The organism is Aristophania sp. ESL1142 (assembly GCF_058107345.1).
Window position 1 is genome coordinate 404,452 of sequence record NZ_JBYLUH010000002.1, and the last position, 17,242, is coordinate 421,693.

A 17,242-nucleotide genomic window follows, 5' to 3' on the forward strand; every position below is an offset into this window, starting at 1 on the left:
AGGAACCAGAATGAAGAAAGTCGCCATATGTATGATATGGCTTACATTAAGTGCTTGTTCTGGTATCGTTAAGCATACAGAAGATACTTTTTGGCCTTTTGATAATCCTAATGCACCTAAGGGTGAAAGCGAGACTATGCGCCGGGTTCGGGGTGATAGTGTCGTCGCGCGTCCTATTGTCACTGAAGAAGGGGATATTTGGCCTGGTCAGCCCGACCCAGTTCCGACACTGCGTGATGTCAGTAATCCTGATAGTCATTTTAATGAGACATTTCATCGTTCTCTCAAAACGCTTAATAGTGACCTTGAAAAGCAACCATTTGAAGATGGTGAATCCCTTTCTATGGGAGAAGAGGTTTCAAGACGAAATGGTGTGCGCAGGAGCAGTTCTGCAATTGGTTCGTCGTTACCCTCGAATGTAGAAGATAGCGCACCAGCATATCTGCAAGGCCCTAATCATGATACGGTAGCCATTCCAAATGGGGATGGTACAACAACTATGGTTGCACCTGATGGCTCCGTTACAATCGTTAGAGGAACGCCTGATACTCCGCAAAAGGCTTTTGCGGTAGATAAGAATATTGAAGGGAAACCTCTTTCACCAGTTACGGAAAAAACCATTCAAGAGCCAGTCAGAGCATCTGAAGGTGTAAAAACTTCCTTGAAAAAGAAGGGTAGAGCTGAGGTTCATCTTCATAAAACGTCCCATAAAGGCGCCATAAACCAGAGCTCCAGACAAAAAACGCATAAACCTCATTCTGCTGCTACCGCTAACAAAATATCTTCTTTCAGAAAAAGGGGGATTCATAGTTCAAAACATATAACTGCTGTTAGTGAGAGAAAAAAGCACGATAGAAAATCAGTGCTTCATGCTCATTCAGGAAAACAGAGGACTGCCCACAGACAAAATACAAAACATAGGTAAAAACTTCTGTTATGGGCCAAGTATAATAAAAATTTTTGCCCTCAATCATGCAGTAAGACTTGACCTGAATGACTTAAAATAGCATTCTGCGCCCCAAAGAGGGCTGTGCTGTTTCATACATCAGGCGGCATACCATCATGTTACAGCAATCCGAGGGTGATTATGGCCAAGACAAATGTTATTCAGATTCGTCTCGTTTCTTCAGCTGATACCGGCTATTTCTATGTTACGAAAAAGAATGCTCGTTCCGCTACAGGCAAGCTGGAACTTCGCAAATATGATCCAGTAGCACGCAAACACGTTTTGTTCCGTGAAGCAAAAATTAAATAAAATAGCGTTGCTATAATAGAGATAGAAGCGGTCCCAAGGGGCCGCTTTTTTTATGGGAGAGAGCTCCTAATAAAGATGATTTTTCTCTCCATAGGGGATAACGATATCTCCCTTTTCGCTCATATTGAGCATAGCACGGCTGCGTTCATCCAGGAGGTCTTTATCCAAGGCATTTTCGCCAAGTCCTATGACACGTTTTTTCCAGATATCCTGTTCCTTATGCGCATCCTGCAAGGCAAGCTCAGCCTGCTGTTCAAGCTTTAGCTGCTTTTGATAAGCGCGGATACCATGTTCGCCGTGAACGGAATTCCAGATAAAATAGCCCGTCATAGCGAGGAAGATAGCAGGCGGCAGAATGACTCCTAAAGCTCTTTTAATAAATAAAGCTATCTTCATAATAATAAGGCTCCATTTTCGGAACCCATATTTTAGGACTAAGAATTAAATAAAAAAAGTCCCTTCTTTCTGAGAGGGACTTTTTTTGGTGATTATTTTTTACAGAGGACGTTATGATCTTAAAATGGAACGTCCTGCAAATTCTGCGCTTTCGCCAAGCTGTTGTTCAATGCGGATAAGCTGATTATATTTTGCCATACGGTCAGAGCGTGAGAGAGAGCCTGTTTTGATCTGGCCACAATTTACAGCCACTGCCAGATCGGCGATTGTGCTGTCTTCAGTTTCTCCTGAACGATGGCTCATGACACAGCGATATCCTGCTTTATGGGCCATTTCTACAGCGCGAAGTGTCTCTGTAAGCGTGCCAATCTGATTTACTTTAACCAGTAAGGCATTCGCAACATGGTCTTTAATACCGCGTGCCAGACGGGCAGGGTTTGTAACGAACAAATCATCCCCGACAAGCTGGATACGATTGCCCAAGCGCTTTGTCAGTTCTGCCCATCCTTCCCAGTCATCTTCAGCTAGCCCATCTTCGATGGAGACAATGGGGAAGGCTTTTGTCAGTTCTTCGAGGTAGGAAACCATGCCAGCTGAGTCAAAGCTTTTGCCTTCACCTGATAGTACATACTGGCCGTTTTTATAAAATTCGGTTGAAGCACAGTCCAATGCGAAGACAATATCTTCGCCTAATTTGTAACCAGCATCTTTTACGGCTTTTGAGATATAGCTTAGTCCTTCCTCTGCAGATCTGAGATTGGGTGCAAAGCCACCTTCATCACCAACATTCGTATTTAAGCCTGCCTTGTGAAGGTCTTTTTTTAAACATGCAAAAATCTCAGATCCCATGCGGATGGCTTCTGTGATCGAAGAAGCGCCAATAGGCTGAATCATGAATTCCTGGAAATCAATTGCATTATCAGCATGTTCCCCCCCATTGATGATATTCATCATAGGGACGGGCAGAGTATGAGCAAATGTACCACCAACATAGCGATAAAGCGGTAATTCCAACTCTTCAGCTGTAGCGCGGGCAACGGCAAGCGAAACACCAAGAAGGGCATTGGCACCAAGACGGCTTTTATTCGGGGTGCCATCGAGATCGATCATGGCCCGGTCGATGGCAATTTGTTCTTCCGATTCAATACCAAGGAGGGCTTCTGCAATTTCGGTATTAACGGCTTTGACGGCATTAAGAACGCCTTTGCCATGATAGCGTGATTTATCACCATCACGAAGTTCGACAGCCTCATGAGCTCCTGTAGAGGCTCCAGAGGGAACAGCTGCACGACCTATAACGCCGGATTCCAGTTCTACATCGACTTCGACAGTCGGATTGCCACGGCTATCAAGAATCTCGCGTCCGGTAATATCGACAATGGCACTCAAAGGATGTCTCCTTATGTGTTGGGATGGAAAGGACGGCTATTTTAAAATGAATAGCTTCCCCTCTCATTATATGTTTATTTTAACCGTTCCAGCATAGCTTAAGGTTAATGAATGTGAAGCCTTTTCCGTTCCTTGTATCGATAATTTTTCTTTTATTCGCGCTTCTTATATTCCTGATAGGGGGATGGCTCTTTCTGGTCGGACTGATAGCCTCACTTCCCAACCTGGCAGTGATTCTTCTGACGTTGGGAGGCTGTCTGATTGCTTTTCAGGGAGCATTTTATTGGGGGCAACTTGGGCAGTTACCGACCATTATTTTGCCTCAGGGAGAAGATCGTACTGACCATCAAAGGTTTTTGGTGGGTTTGGGGGCCTTGTTATGGTCATGGCTTTCACTTTGCCTGGGTCTTCTGGCCGCAATCCCCGCGGGATATGGCTGTGAGTTATGCGGTTTTATAGCCATATTTGCCATTGAGCGCTATTGGCGCATACGAGGTGTTATTCCCGTCAATTTTTATCTGGTCAAAACCGGGTTCACATTTCTGGTCTGTGCAGGGCTTGTTTTTGCAATGGTCGCCCCACATGGCCATTATTAGATTCTAGGAAAAAGAGGGGGCCTTAATAAGAGAATCAAGGGCTTTCAGTTTTACTAAAAGTCCTTTAACCTCTTTTAGAGGCAACATTGTTGGTCCATCACTTGGAGCGTGATCGGGGTCTTGATGCGTCTCTATAAAAAGTGCAGCAATGCCAATGGCAATAGCAGCACGTGCCAAAGGCTCAACGAATTCTCTCTGTCCCCCTGTCGCTGAGCCCAATCCCCCTGGTTGCTGGACAGAATGTGTCGCATCAAAAACAACAGGACACCCTGTCCTTGCCATAATGGGAATGCCACGCATATCGTTGATAAGTGTGTGGTATCCGAAGCTTGTACCACGATCGCAGAGCATAATACGGTCATTATTGACCGATTTCAGTTTGGCGACGATATTTTTCATATCCTCAGGCGCCAGAAACTGCCCTTTTTTAACATTGATTGCCCGGCCTGTTCTGCCGGCGGCAAGTAAAAGATCTGTTTGCCGACATAAAAAGGCAGGGATCTGTAAAATATCAACAATCTCAGCCACTGCCTCACATTGCTCAGGAAGATGAACATCTGTGAGGACAGGGAGCGCAAAACGCTCTTTTACCTCGCCAAGAATTTCCAATCCCTCTTTGAGACCAACACCGCGTGCGGCATTGACTGAACTGCGATTTGCCTTGTCAAAACTGCTTTTATAGACAAGCCCAATTGAAAGTTCAGAACATATTGCTTTCAGGGCATCAGCCATTTCAAGCGCATGTTGTCGTGATTCAATCTGGCAGGGACCAGCAATAAGTGTAAAAGGCTGTTCCTGCCCGATTGTAAGGGATTGAAGCTGAAAACTCATGATTTTGCAGCGTGTTTCATGGCAGAATTTTTATCATGTTGCTGAATGGCTGCTCCGACTAATCCAGCAAACAGAGGGTGGGGATCAAAAGGCTTGGACAGCAATTCAGGATGATATTGTACACCGATAAACCAGGGGTGATCAGGATATTCGACAACTTCCGGCAAAATGCCGTCTGGTGACATACCTGAGAAAATCAAGCCTGCTGCCTCAAGCCTGTCTTTATAATGCAGATTGACTTCCCAGCGATGGCGATGACGCTCTTTGATCTCCGTGCGTCTATAAATCTGAGCAACACGTGAACCTTCAAGCAGTTTTGCTTTATAAGCTCCCAGTCTCATCGTGCCACCAAGATCGTCACCTTCTTGACGTCTTAATAGTTCCGTACCACGGGCCCATTCAGTCATAAGGCCGACAAGTGGTTCATCAGTCGGACCAAATTCCGTTGAAGAAGCTTTAGGAAGACCAGCCAGAGAACGTGCACATTCGATCACAGCCATTTGCATGCCGAAGCAAATACCAAGGAAAGGAATATGATGCTCGCGGGCATAGCGGATTGCATTGACCTTGCCCTCTGAACCGCGTTCGCCAAAACCACCAGGCACTAAAATAGCATCAGCATTTTTTAGAGCGGTTGCTATTTGATCCTGCTTTTCGAGCGTCTCAGCGTCGATCCACTGCATGTTGACGCGTGCATTATGGGCAATACCACCATGTAACAACGCTTCAGCCAGTGACTTATAACTGTCAAGCAAAGCTGTATATTTGCCAACAATGGCTATTTTAACCTCTTTCTTGGGATGACGGATTGTGTGGACAATCTTTTCCCATTTGGAAAGGTCAGGTGCTGTCTCGTAAGGAAGCCCGAAATAGCGGAGAACTTCACGGTCCATACCCTGTTGGTGGTAAGCGATAGGGCAGGCATAAATTGTGTCAACGTCCAGAGCTGCAATAACAGCCTCTGGCCGTACGTTACAGAAATTTGCTATTTTCTGGCGTTCAGTTTGCGGAATAGGACGGTCTGAGCGGCATAGAAGCATTTGAGGCTGTATGCCGACATTCTGCAATTCTTTGACTGAGTGTTGGGTTGGCTTCGTCTTAAGCTCGCCGGCAGAAGGAATATAAGGCAGGAGTGTTAAATGAACGCACATTGTGTGTTCAGGGCCCAGGTCATTACGTAATTGCCTGATAGCCTCAAGGAATGGCAGACTTTCAATGTCACCGACTGTCCCGCCAATTTCCACGAGGACAAAATCATATTCCTCCGTGCCATAGACGATCACTTCTTTGATCGCATCGGTAATGTGAGGAATAACCTGTACGGTAGCCCCAAGATAATCGCCGCGTCTTTCGCGGGCAATTACATCTGAATATATGCGTCCTGTGGTCGCATTGTCAGATTTACGGGCATGGACGCCAGTGAAGCGTTCATAATGTCCAAGGTCGAGATCCGTTTCTGCACCATCATCAGTGATGAAGACTTCCCCATGCTGATAGGGGCTCATCGTGCCGGGATCGACATTGAGATAAGGATCTAGTTTACGAAGGCGGACCTTATGGCCGCGGGCCTGAAGGAGGGCAGCCAGAGCAGCCGATGCAATCCCCTTGCCGAGTGAGGAAACAACCCCACCAGTAATAAATACGAAGCGTGTCATGGGGGTCCTCCTTACACTGAAAGGGAACAGGAGCGGAAGGGTCTTCCGCTCCGAAATTATTTATTATTTTGTCTTTTCAGGAGCTGTTGGGGTTTTGTCCGTTGTGTGTGGTGCTGTCTGCTGGGCTGGCTGCGCCAGAATATCATGTTTATCTGCCCCATTTGAGGCACCTTTATTCATGACATCAAGAACCAGGCACAGCACCATAAAAAGTCCTGCAAGAACAGCAGTTGCACGTGTTAAAAGATTAGCCGTGCCACGACCGGTCATGAAAGAACCCATTCCCTGGCTTCCACCGATTCCAAGTCCGCCGCCTTCACTGCGCTGAATGAGAATGACTCCGATGAGAGCGAGAGCAACCAGAGTGTTTAGAACCAGCAATAACGTCGTCATAAGTTAGAAGTTCCTGAAAACAAAAAAGAATTATCCCTGATGAGCGGATTGAATGATTTTGATGAAATCCTGTGCTTTAAGGCTCGCTCCTCCGACCAGTACACCATTCACCCCCTTGATGGCAAAAATTTCTGCTGATTGTTCGGGTTTGACAGATCCGCCGTAAAGAACAGGCAGACGGGATGCAGTTTGGGCTTGATGTTTCTTTAATAAATTACGGATTGATGAGATATTGTCCTGAAGCTCTTCCATGGTCGGTGTAATGCCCGTGCCAATAGCCCATATTGGCTCATAAGCAAGGATTCCATCAAAATTATCGGGAAGAGAGCGGGAAATCTGTTCCTCCAGAATCTTAACGGTCAGCCCTTTCTGGCGCTCTTCAAGGGTTTCACCGATACAGATGACAGGTATCAGTTTCGAATCGCAGGCAGAAACAGCTTTTTCACGAACAAACTCATTGGTTTCATGATGTTTCTGGCGGCGTTCTGAATGACCGAGGATAACGTAGCGTACGCCAATTTCAGCTAATGAGGTAGCAGAGATATCACCTGTATAGGCTCCACCTGTTGCAGGATAACAGTCTTGTGCACCCAGAGCGAGCTGAAAGGGGGAAAGGCCTTTGTTTTTCAGAATTTGGTCTACACTGACAAGCTGGGTATAAGTTGGGCAGATAATAGTCTCGACATCAGGGCTGTCGTGCGCGGAACAATATTCTGCCAGTTCGGACGCCAATTCCAGAGCATGGGTATGTTGGGAAAGCATTTTCCAGTTCCCAATGACGTATTTAGGCAAGGTTTCCACAGTAAATTCCTTAAAAAATCTTTTGTAAAAGACCCTAAAATGGGAGGCACGCTAGTAAAATTAGTGCATGAACGGTATGTTGTAACAAATTAGCAAAGATTCATTCTTTTCACCATCCTGACTTTGATAAAGAGACGTAGTGCCTCCATGATCACTATATTAAGACATTTTTTTGTTGATACCTGGTTGGGCCGTATGACGGCTCTTATCGTCTTCCTTGCCTTTATCGGTTTTGGTGGGACTTTCGTTGGCATAGGTGGTTTTGGTGATAATGAAGACAAGATCACCCAGGTTGGCGATCTAAAGGTTACACCTGAGGAACTAGCCCGTAGCATCAATCAGCAGGTTGCTTTTTTGCAGCAGACAGGCATTCCTCTTGAGCAGATGAAGTCAAAGGAAGCTCAGGATGAAATCAGTCGTACGGCCTTGCGCAATCTTATTGTTGCTAAAGAGTCGGAGCTGGCGGCTAGAAGAAATGGCATAAAAATTCCGGATTCGACAGTTATAGAAGCTGTTCATGACATGCCCGAATTTAAAGGAAAAAATGGTCAGTTTGATTCTGCAAAAATGGATGATCTACTGAGCCGTAACGGGTTGGATCATGCTTACCTGATCAATCAGACGCGCCGTATGTTGAACTCACAGGCGACGATGCTTGGTTTAGGAACTACAGCACATGTGCCAGGAAGTGAGATTGATCAGGTAGCCACTTATTATTCAAAGATAAGAGTTGCCGATATTGTCGAAGTTCCATTTGATGAGCAACCGGCAGTAAATAAGGTTGACGATGTCGCCTTGAAGCGTTTTTTTGACAATCATCGTGAGCTCTTTACGGAGCCTGAATATCGCCACGCACGGATTGTTGCTTTGACACCAGAAAGTGTTTCTCAAACACTCGAAGTTCCTGACGATGTCCTGCGGAAACTTTATGAATCCAGAAGTCGTGAGTTTAATGCGCCTGAAACACGGACGGTAGAAGTCCTGGCCTTTAAAACGCAGAATGAAGCCCAGAAAGCTGCTTTAATATGGCGCTCTTCAAAAGATTGGGATGGTATCCAGAAACATTATCCAGAGGCCATTGCAGCAAGTCTTGAAGAAGCACGTCAAAGCGACTTTCCTGATCCTGTACTGGCAAAGGCTGCGTTTGCAGCAAAAGAGGATGACATTAATCCCGCGGTTAAAACAGATGCTGGCTGGAGCTTAATTCATGTTGTGAAAATAATTCCCCCTCGTCATGTCACGTTTGAAGAAGCACGTGAAGGGATAAGGGGCGAGGTTCGCAAAAATGAAGCAAATGTTACACTGAAAGCACGCTTTAAAAGTTTTGAAGAAGCGGTTGCAGAGTCCACAACCCTGGATAAAATCCCCGATAATATCGGAGCGATTCCTGCTGAAGGGAGCTTGGACAGCCTGGGTATGACGCAGGGTGGAAGTCATGCACCTCTGCCCGGAAATGAAAATCTGCAAAAAGAAATCGTAAAACAGGTATTTTCCCAGAAAGAGGGGGAATTCCCTCATGCGATTGCCTTGCCAGATGGAAGTGCCTTTGCTGTTATGGTGGACAAGATTATTCCGGGGCGTAAAAAGACCTTGGAAGAATCTCATACACAGCTTCTGATTGCTTGGCAGGAAGAGCAGAAAAAGCGTGAAGCAAATATTCAGGCGACAGATCTGTATCAGAAAGCTAAGGCGGCAAAAAATCTGGAGAGTATTATAGGGAAAGACGGGAATAAAATCCGCTTTACCCATGATGTTCATTTTTCTGTCAATCAGCCTCCTCCAGGAATTCCTGCCCTGATTGTTCAGGCAGTCAGCCGTATGGATCCTGATCAGATCGTAATGATGGAGAGTGGTCAGTCATTCTGGCTTGTTCACTTCAAAAGAGAAGAACTGCCTTCGCAGAATATTTATGCAACACTCCAGAAACAGGTTGCAGAACAATTAGGGCAGGGTCTGCAAGAGGATATTTCCGAGACAATCGGCATGGCTTATACAAAGAAAGTTGTTCCTCAGAAATTTGACCCCAGCAGATTCAGTCAGGTCAGTGAGGCTGCCTTGCAACGTGTCATAGCTGTTATGGGACGGGGTCAATAATGTCTGAGATTGTATATTTTTCTGCTGCTGCTGATTTGCAGACGCCTCTTTCAGCTTTTATGAAACTTCATCAGTTTGATGAAAGTCCTTATCGTCTTTTCTTTGAAAGTATTGAAGGAGGGGCAGCAAGGGGACGTTACTCAATTATTGCACTCATGCCTGATACAGTCTGGATCTGTAAAGATGGCATTGCTAGGCGTGATGGGGTGGAACAGGAGGCTGGACCTATTGCGTCTCTGGAGGCGTTGATAGATGAAAGCCAGCTATCTCTTCCTGAGGGGATGCCACCTATGATCGGGGGTGTGTTTGGCGTGTTGGGTTACGATATGGTTCGCCATATGGAGCGCTTGCCTAATCCGCCTCTGAATGATCTGAATCTGCCTGAAGCTGTCATGGTCAGACCGCGCCTTTTTGTGGTTTTTGATACAGTCAAGGATGAGATGGTTATTGCTGTGCCTGTAAGGGGTACGCAAACGCGTAAAAATGCTGAGGTGCTCATTGAGCGGGCCCGACAGCTTTTATCAGGGCCGCTTCCGGCTGAATTGCAGGAAAAACCGGAGAGGTTTGAGAGAGCGGAACCACAATCCAATATGACGCATGAAGCGTTTTTGCAGAAAATAAAACAGGCTAAAGAATATATTGCTGCAGGTGATGCTTTCCAGATAGTGCCGAGTCAGCGTTTTGAAACAGATTTTCCGCTCTCACCCTTGGCACTTTACAGAAGTCTGCGTCGTGTAAATCCGGCTCCTTTTCTGTTTTTGATGGAACTTGGGGTCTATTCACTGGTTGGCTCGTCACCAGAAATTCTTGTACGTCTGCAAGGAGGGGATGTGACGGTCCGCCCTCTCGCCGGGACAAGGCCGCGCGGCACAACCCACCAGGAAGATATTGCACTTGAAAAGGAGTTGTTGGCCGATCAGAAAGAGCTTGCAGAGCATCTTATGCTGATTGACCTTGGACGTAATGATGTTGGACGTGTGTCTCAGCTAGGAACTGTTACTGTGCCAGAGCAGTTTACAGTCGAACGTTATAGTCACGTTATGCATATTTCTTCGACAGTAACTGGTCGTATCCGGCCTGACGCAACAACTCTTGATGTATTGTCTGCGGCTTTCCCGGCAGGAACATTGACAGGTGCCCCTAAAATCCGTGCGATGGAAATTATTGATGAACTGGAACCAACGCGCCGTGGCCCTTATGCAGGTTGTGTCGGATATTTCTGTGCAGATGGTAGTATGAATACATGTATTGGCCTGCGGATGGCGCTTCTTAAAGATAAGAAAATGTATGTGCAGGCAGGGTGTGGGGTCGTTGCTGATTCCGACCCTGAGGCTGAATATCAGGAAACAAGAGCAAAGGCTCGTGCGCTTTTCAGAGCGGCCGACCTTGCAATGCATCAGGCAGTTTATGGTCAGGATATGGTTATAAAATCGTTCCACTCTACGGGAGAGATCAATGATTCTGCTCATTGATAATTACGATAGTTTCACATTTAACCTAGTACATCATTTCGGGGCTCTGGGTGTTGAATGTGATGTGCGTCGTAATGATGCTCTGACCGTTGAAGAAGCTCTGGCTTTAAAACCCGAAGCCATTGTTATTTCCCCGGGGCCCTGTGCGCCTGATCAGGCCGGTATTTGTTGTGAGCTTATCAGGAAGGCAGCTGGGATTGTGCCAATTTTGGGAGTATGTCTGGGACATCAGGCCATAGGGCAAGTCTTTGGAGCTAAAGTTGTGCGTGCTCCAGTGCCAATGCATGGTAAAATCAGCACGATAACCCATAATAATACAGGCGTTTTTCGTAACTTACCTCAATCTCTGAAAATGGTCAGGTATCATAGTCTGACGCTTGATCCTGAAACGATACCTGATTGTCTTGAAGTGAATGCGCATTCGGATGATGGCGTTATCATGGGGGTGAGGCATAAGGATTATCCAATTCATGGAGTCCAGTTCCATCCTGAGAGTATCGCGTCATCAGAAGGGCGTGATCTTCTGGCTAATTTCCTCTCCATTGCCGGAATAAGAGGGGGAACACAGAAGGGGACTTTTTCTCACGGGCTGAAACAGGTTATTTCCGGCAAGGCTCTTTCCTCGAAAGAGGCGGAGGCCGCTTTTGAAGAAATTATGAAAGGGCAGGTTCCTGAAAGCCAGCTCGCTTCTTTCCTGACGGCTCTTTATATAAAAGGTGAGACTAAAGAGGAGCTTCTAGGTGCAGTAAAAGCTGTCAGACGTCAGATGCGGAAGTTGGAGCATGTGCCGGAAAATACAGTTGATGTCTGTGGCACGGGGGGGGATGGATTAGGAACTCTGAACGTCTCAACGGCTGTTTCTTTTGTGTTGGCTGGTTTGGGCGTTCCGGTTGCAAAGCATGGTAATCGGGCACTTTCATCCCTTTCTGGAGCGACTGATGTTTTAGAAGCTCTGGGTATCCCGTCAGATGGTAATGTGGATCGGCAAGAAAAGCGCCTTCAGGAAGATGGGATAGCCTTTTTGGCAGCCCCTCATCATCATCCTTCTATGAAATTTGCTCTGCCTGTGCGTAAAGCCCTCGGATTTCGTACATTATTTAATTTGCTCGGTCCCTTGTGTAATCCAGCGCAGGTTAAGAGGCAGCTTGTAGGTGTGTTTGATGGTCGCTGGTGCGAACCTATCGCCCAGGTTCTTGGTGCCTTGGGGGGGACGCATATATGGGCTGTTCATGGTCGGACAGATGAAGGCGGTATCGACGAGATCACTTTAGCAGGTCAGACAGATGTTGTGATTTGGGAAAACGGGAAAACAAGGTTCTTGACGCTGGAGCCGGAAATGGCCGGATTATCCCCCATGCCCATACATCTTTTACGGGGAGGAGGCGCTGAAAGTAATGCGCAGCGTATGAGAGCACTTTTTGAAGGCGAAACAGGGTGCTACAGAGATACGGTTCTGTTTAATGCCGCTATTGCGCTTCATATTGCTGGTAAAGGATCTGTTCTTGATAAAGAGGGTATTTCATCTGAAGGCCTGAAAGCCAATATCAGACAGGCCGCCCAATCACTTGATCGTGGTTGGGCATTGAAGTCACTTGAACGTGCCCGAAAATCTTTTTTGCCAGTTACTTAATGGGCTGGTAATGATGTCCAGAATTTTGAAATCGGAAAAAGTATGATTTTTTTAGAACGCCACCTGTCAGTATTTTCTGCACCACTGGATGGCAATGGAACCTCTTCTGGGTCTGAAAGCCACTTGGAAGAGAGTTCCTCTGAAACGAGTCAGAAAGATATCGGATCTTCTGCGTCTGATTCTGTAGGTGAGGCAGACGACGTTTTTAAAGGGATGGATATTCTGGAACGTATCTGTGCGCGAATTCGCCTGGATGTTGAACAACGTTCAAGTATGTATCCGTTGAAAGATATTGCGGCTAAAGCACGGGAAATGACGACGCCGATCAGGCGGTTTGGTCAGGCCCTGCAGTTGGTAACGGCAGATAGAAAAGTCGGACTGATTGCCGAAGTCAAAAAAGCATCCCCTTCGGCAGGAATTCTCCGTCCAGATTATGACCCGGCGGCTATTGCCCGTTCATATCAGGAAGCCGGGGCTACCTGTATTTCTGTCCTTACAGAGGGGTCATGCTTTCACGGTTCTATTGAGGATATAGCAAAGGTCAAGGAATCCTGTGACCTGCCGGTCTTGAGAAAGGATTTTATCCTTGATCCTTGGCAGGTGCATGAAAGCCGCCTTGCTGGTGCTGATTGTATTTTATTGATTATGGCTATTTTACCTGAAAATCAGGCGGCAGATCTTATTTCTATAGCACGTGGCCTGGGAATGGATGTCCTGATTGAAGTCCATAATAAAGAAGAACTAAATCGTGCTTTAGCCTATGACTGTCCTTTGATCGGGATCAATAACCGTAATCTGAAGTCGCTTGAAACCGATCTTCAGACAACGATTGATCTGGCCCCTCTCGTTCCACCGGACAGGTTGGTTGTATCAGAAAGTGGAATTAAAACCCATGCTGATCTTGAAAGACTTGGTGAGGTTGGGGCGACGGCTGTACTGGTTGGGGAATCTTTATTGAGAGAAGAAGATCCAGGTCTGGCAGCAAAGAAACTTTTAGGCCTTTGAATGTTGGTTTGTGAGCCGGCAGATAAAATTTAGACGTGATATTTGCTTTTCAGATCGTAACAGCTCCTGACTTTCAGGGTTACTATCGGTAAAGGTAAGAGAATGTTTGGCAAACCCTTAGGAGGGGCTGTGACTCTGGAGAATAAGAAACCAATGGCACAAGAAGGTTCAGTGTTGACGTCTGAACAGAAAGAACAGGCCCTGAAAGATATGCTTCTTATCAGGCGTTTTGAGGAAAAAGCCGGTCAGCTCTATGGTATGGGGCTGATTGGTGGATTTTGCCATCTTTATATCGGACAGGAAGCCGTTGTAGTTGGTATTGGCCTCGCCATGAAAAAGGGCGATCGGTCAATTACTTCTTATCGAGATCATGGCCAGATGCTTGTTGCGGGCATGACATCGCGTGGCGTTATGGCTGAGCTGACAGGTCGCAGCGGTGGTTACTCGCATGGGAAGGGTGGTTCCATGCACATGTTCTCCCGTGAGAAAGAATTTTACGGCGGTCATGGAATTGTTGGTGCTCAGGTATCTATCGGTACAGGCCTTGCTTTTGCGAGTAAATATCGGGAAGAGGGATCTGTCTCTATCATCTATTTTGGGGATGGTGCGGTCAATCAGGGGCAGGTTTATGAGAGTTTTAACCTTGCAGCCTTGTTGAAGTTACCTTGTCTCTATGTCATTGAAAATAACCGCTATGGTATGGGGACATCTGTCCAGAGAGCGTCAGCATCCAAGGATCTGTCGCAGAATGCTGCACCATGGGGAATTCCCAGTCTGAAAGTTGACGGTATGAACGTCGAAGCTGTTTTTAAGGCAGCGCAGACGGCTATGGATTACTGTCGTTCCGGCAAAGGTCCCTTCCTGCTGGAAATGGAGACTTATCGTTATAGAGGTCACTCCATGTCTGATCCTGCAAAATATCGTCCACGTTCTGAAGTGGATGAAATGCGCAGCCATCATGACCCCATAGAAATGCTGAAAGAAGAGATGTTGAAGGAAGGTTATAACGAAGAATCCTTCAAGCTTCTTGATAAGGAAGTTAAGAAAATTGTGCAGGATGCGGCTGAATTTGCCCAGGAAAGTCCTCTGCCTGACGAAAAAGAATTATGGACTGATATTTTGGTGGAGGATTGATCTATGGCAGTGACAATTTTAATGCCGGCACTTTCTCCGACCATGACTGAAGGCACATTGGCACGCTGGCTGAAGAAAGAAGGCGAGTCTGTTGTTGCAGGCGAAGTTATTGCCGAAATTGAGACTGATAAGGCTACAATGGAGCTTGAAGCGATCGAAGATGGCATTCTGGGTCGTATTCTCATCGCTGATGGTGCCTCTGAAATTGCCGTAAATACACCAATCGCCATTATGGTCGAAGAAGGTGAGGCGGTTCCAGATTCATCACAAGGAGCAGAGGCCCTTTCGAAATCTGTTGATCTTTCTTCCTCCCATGCTCCGAAACCATCCCAGCCAGTCCAGTCTGTCCAGCAGCTTGAGCCTGAATGGGGCGAAACGCGGGAAATGACGGTCCGCGAAGCATTGCGGGATGCCATGGCTGAAGAACTACGCCGTGATCAGGATGTTTTCCTGATGGGTGAAGAGGTTGCTGAATATCAAGGGGCATATAAGGTCAGCCAGGGATTACTTGATGAGTTTGGCGCCAAACGTGTCATTGATATGCCGATTAGTGAGCATGGTTTTACAGGGATGGCTGTTGGGGCTGCCCTAACAGGATTGAAGCCGATCGTTGAGTTCATGACGATGAATTTTGCGCTTCAGGCTATAGACCACATCATCAATTCAGCGGCCAAGACGCGCTATATGTCTGGCGGACAGATGTCTTGTCCTATCGTGTTTCGGGGGCCTAATGGTGCTGCTGCACGTGTAGGGGCTCAGCATTCACAATGTTTTGCAAGCTGGTACGCTCACGTGCCAGGGCTGAAAGTTGTTGCCCCTTGGTCTGCGGCTGATGCAAAAGGTTTATTGAAAGCCGCTATCCGTGATCCTAATCCGGTGATTGTGCTTGAGAATGAAATTCTTTATGGGCAGAAGTTTGAAGCGCCGGTCAGTGAGGATTTTGTTCTACCAATTGGTAAGGCAAAGATTGAACGTGAAGGTAAGGATGTAACGCTTGTTGCCTTTTCCATTATGGTTGGTGTCGCACTGGAAGCTGCTGAAATTCTTGCAAAAGAAGGGATAGAAGCAGAAGTTATCAATCTTCGCTCGATTCGTCCGCTTGATAGAGAGACGATCATTGCCAGCGTGCGTAAAACAAATCGTATCGTTTCAGTTGAGGAAGGGTGGCCTGTTGCCGGTATTGGTGCTGAAATATGCACGATTGCTACCGAAGAAGCCTTTGACTGGCTTGATGCACCTCCAATGCGTGTTTGTGGATTGGATATTCCTCTTCCTTACGCTGCTAATTTGGAGGCTTTGGCTTTGCCGAAACCGGAATGGATTGTTGACGCTGTGCGCAAGCAGTTTGGAGGGTAAACTCAATGGCGACGTCTATTTTAATGCCGGCTTTATCCCCTACCATGAAGGTTGGAACGCTGGCGCATTGGCTTAAGAAAGAAGGCGATGCCGTTAAATCCGGTGAGGTTATTGCCGAGATTGAAACAGATAAGGCGACAATGGAAGTTGAAGCCGTTGATGAAGGGATATTGGGACGTATCCTGGTGCCTGAAGGTACAAGTGACGTTGCTGTAAATACGCCCATAGCAATTTTGGTGGATGAAGGGGAATCTGTTCCTGATGATGCTGGACAGTCTCATGCTGCACCACAACAACAGGCGGTTTCTCAGCCCAAGGAAGAAAAAGGGAAAGAATCACCTGCCAGAGATATTGGGATGGCACCCTCTCAAAATGAAAAGAGACTTTTTGTCTCGCCTCTGGCGCGGCGTATTGCCAAAGAGCAGGGTCTCCCACTGGAAAACATAAAAGGCTCTGGTCCTAATGGGCGGATTGTGAAACGTGATGTTGAAGCAGTCCTGTCACAGGGGAAGGTTTCGCCAGCTTCTTCAGAAGAAAAAACTGGCGCTGTCGAACGTGTTAAACATTCGACGATGCGTAAGGTAATCGCACGTCGTTTGACAGAATCCAAAACGCAAGTACCTCATTTCTACGTTTCAACAGATATTGAGCTGGATGCGCTGCTTGCCTTGAGAAGTAAGCTCAATGCCTCACTGGTAGATGAGGATATCAAGCTTTCAGTCAATGATCTGATGATTAAGGCTGTCGCTCTGGCTCTAAGAAAACAGCCTGGGCTTAATGTACAATATACTGAAACGGAAATGCTTCATTTTGAGGATATTGATATATCCATGGCTGTTTCCATTCCTGATGGGTTAATTACTCCCATTATCCGTCAGGCTGATAAAAAATCCTTAAAACAAATCAGTCGGGAAGCCAAAGATCTGGCAGCTAGGGCGCGGGCCAATAAATTAACGCCTGAAGAGTTCCAGGGGGGCACATTCTCTATTTCCAATATGGGAATGTTTGGTGTACGCGATTTTGGAGCAATCATTAACCCGCCACAGGCTGCAATTCTGGCAATTGCTGCTGGTGAAAAACGGGCTGTTGTGCGCCATGACCAGCTTTCCATCGCCACAGTGATGACGGTTACTCTTTCAGTCGATCACCGTGCTGTTGATGGGGCTTTGGGAGCCAAATGGCTTAATACCCTTAAAGAACTTGTTCAGAACCCCTACGCGTTGGTGCTTTAATTT

Annotated in this window: 16 protein-coding genes and 1 pseudogene; 11 read left to right on the plus strand and 6 right to left on the minus strand. The window is 46.6% G+C overall.

Annotated features, from left to right (window positions below; genetic code table 11):
- The first annotated feature begins 10 nt into the window (after positions 1 to 10).
- Positions 11 to 925: a hypothetical protein gene (locus tag AC3B6P_RS09475; protein WP_489805886.1), complete on the plus strand. Its 915-nt coding sequence runs from the start codon at positions 11 to 13 to the stop codon at positions 923 to 925.
- Between the two features lie 162 nt (positions 926 to 1,087).
- Complete coding sequence (rpmG, locus tag AC3B6P_RS09480) at positions 1,088 to 1,255, plus strand: 50S ribosomal protein L33 (protein WP_489805887.1); 168 nt, start codon at positions 1,088 to 1,090, stop codon at positions 1,253 to 1,255.
- 66 nt (positions 1,256 to 1,321) lie between these two features.
- Here the strand turns inward: rpmG and AC3B6P_RS09485 are convergent, their stop codons facing one another.
- Both AC3B6P_RS09485 and eno read right to left on the minus strand, forming a co-directional pair.
- On the minus strand, positions 1,322 to 1,651 hold the full coding sequence (locus AC3B6P_RS09485) for an FtsB family cell division protein (RefSeq protein WP_489805888.1): 330 nt from the start codon (positions 1,649 to 1,651) through the stop codon (positions 1,322 to 1,324).
- Between the two features lie 111 nt (positions 1,652 to 1,762).
- On the minus strand, positions 1,763 to 3,040 hold the full coding sequence (gene eno, locus AC3B6P_RS09490) for a phosphopyruvate hydratase (RefSeq protein WP_489805889.1): 1,278 nt from the start codon (positions 3,038 to 3,040) through the stop codon (positions 1,763 to 1,765).
- 113 nt (positions 3,041 to 3,153) lie between these two features.
- Between eno and AC3B6P_RS09495 the strand changes: the two genes are divergently transcribed.
- Positions 3,154 to 3,636: a DUF3429 domain-containing protein gene (locus AC3B6P_RS09495; protein WP_489805890.1), complete on the plus strand. Its 483-nt coding sequence runs from the start codon at positions 3,154 to 3,156 to the stop codon at positions 3,634 to 3,636.
- A 3-nt stretch (positions 3,637 to 3,639) separates the two neighbouring features.
- Here the strand turns inward: AC3B6P_RS09495 and kdsA are convergent, their stop codons facing one another.
- From kdsA to tpiA, 4 genes are all read right to left on the minus strand, one after another.
- Positions 3,640 to 4,467, minus strand: a complete 828-nt coding sequence (gene kdsA, locus AC3B6P_RS09500; protein ID WP_489805891.1) for a 3-deoxy-8-phosphooctulonate synthase — start codon at positions 4,465 to 4,467, stop codon at positions 3,640 to 3,642.
- Positions 4,464 to 6,122 carry a CTP synthase gene (pyrG, locus tag AC3B6P_RS09505; RefSeq protein WP_489805892.1) on the minus strand — a complete coding sequence of 553 codons (1,659 nt, stop codon included), beginning with the start codon at positions 6,120 to 6,122 and terminating at the stop codon, positions 4,464 to 4,466. The genes kdsA and pyrG overlap by 4 nt, the downstream gene beginning before the upstream one ends.
- Positions 6,123 to 6,185: 63 nt before the next feature.
- Positions 6,186 to 6,515: a preprotein translocase subunit SecG gene (gene secG / locus AC3B6P_RS09510; RefSeq protein ID WP_489805893.1), complete on the minus strand. Its 330-nt coding sequence runs from the start codon at positions 6,513 to 6,515 to the stop codon at positions 6,186 to 6,188.
- 30 nt (positions 6,516 to 6,545) lie between these two features.
- Entirely contained in the window at positions 6,546 to 7,316 is a 771-nt protein-coding gene (gene tpiA / locus AC3B6P_RS09515) for a triose-phosphate isomerase (RefSeq protein ID WP_489805894.1), read from the minus strand.
- Between the two features lie 147 nt (positions 7,317 to 7,463).
- Between tpiA and AC3B6P_RS09520 the strand changes: the two genes are divergently transcribed.
- The 8 genes and pseudogenes from AC3B6P_RS09520 to AC3B6P_RS09555 all read left to right on the plus strand — a co-directional run bounded on the left by AC3B6P_RS09520 (position 7,464) and on the right by AC3B6P_RS09555 (position 17,239).
- The gene (locus AC3B6P_RS09520; RefSeq protein ID WP_489805895.1) at positions 7,464 to 9,410 is read left to right on the plus strand and encodes a peptidylprolyl isomerase; all 1,947 of its coding nucleotides are present in this window, start codon (positions 7,464 to 7,466) and stop codon (positions 9,408 to 9,410) included.
- Entirely contained in the window at positions 9,410 to 10,882 is a 1,473-nt protein-coding gene (gene trpE / locus AC3B6P_RS09525; protein ID WP_489805896.1) for an anthranilate synthase component I, read from the plus strand. The genes AC3B6P_RS09520 and trpE overlap by 1 nt, the downstream gene beginning before the upstream one ends.
- Positions 10,866 to 11,429 (plus strand): annotated as a pseudogene (locus tag AC3B6P_RS09530) (anthranilate synthase component II); the annotation flags it as partial. The gene trpE and the pseudogene AC3B6P_RS09530, both read left to right, overlap by 17 nt.
- Positions 11,424 to 12,512, plus strand: coding sequence for an anthranilate phosphoribosyltransferase (gene trpD, locus AC3B6P_RS09535; protein ID WP_489805943.1), 1,089 nt, complete (start codon positions 11,424 to 11,426; stop codon positions 12,510 to 12,512). The pseudogene AC3B6P_RS09530 and the gene trpD, both read left to right, overlap by 6 nt.
- 213 nt (positions 12,513 to 12,725) lie before the next feature.
- Positions 12,726 to 13,517 carry an indole-3-glycerol phosphate synthase TrpC gene (trpC, locus tag AC3B6P_RS09540; RefSeq protein WP_489805944.1) on the plus strand — a complete coding sequence of 264 codons (792 nt, stop codon included), beginning with the start codon at positions 12,726 to 12,728 and terminating at the stop codon, positions 13,515 to 13,517.
- A gap of 153 nt (positions 13,518 to 13,670) precedes the next feature.
- On the plus strand, positions 13,671 to 14,651 hold the full coding sequence (gene pdhA, locus AC3B6P_RS09545; RefSeq protein WP_489805945.1) for a pyruvate dehydrogenase (acetyl-transferring) E1 component subunit alpha: 981 nt from the start codon (positions 13,671 to 13,673) through the stop codon (positions 14,649 to 14,651).
- A 3-nt stretch (positions 14,652 to 14,654) separates the two neighbouring features.
- Complete coding sequence (locus AC3B6P_RS09550) at positions 14,655 to 16,007, plus strand: pyruvate dehydrogenase complex E1 component subunit beta (protein WP_489805897.1); 1,353 nt, start codon at positions 14,655 to 14,657, stop codon at positions 16,005 to 16,007.
- 5 nt (positions 16,008 to 16,012) lie between these two features.
- Complete coding sequence (locus AC3B6P_RS09555; protein WP_489805898.1) at positions 16,013 to 17,239, plus strand: pyruvate dehydrogenase complex dihydrolipoamide acetyltransferase; 1,227 nt, start codon at positions 16,013 to 16,015, stop codon at positions 17,237 to 17,239.
- Positions 17,240 to 17,242 lie beyond the last annotated feature (3 nt).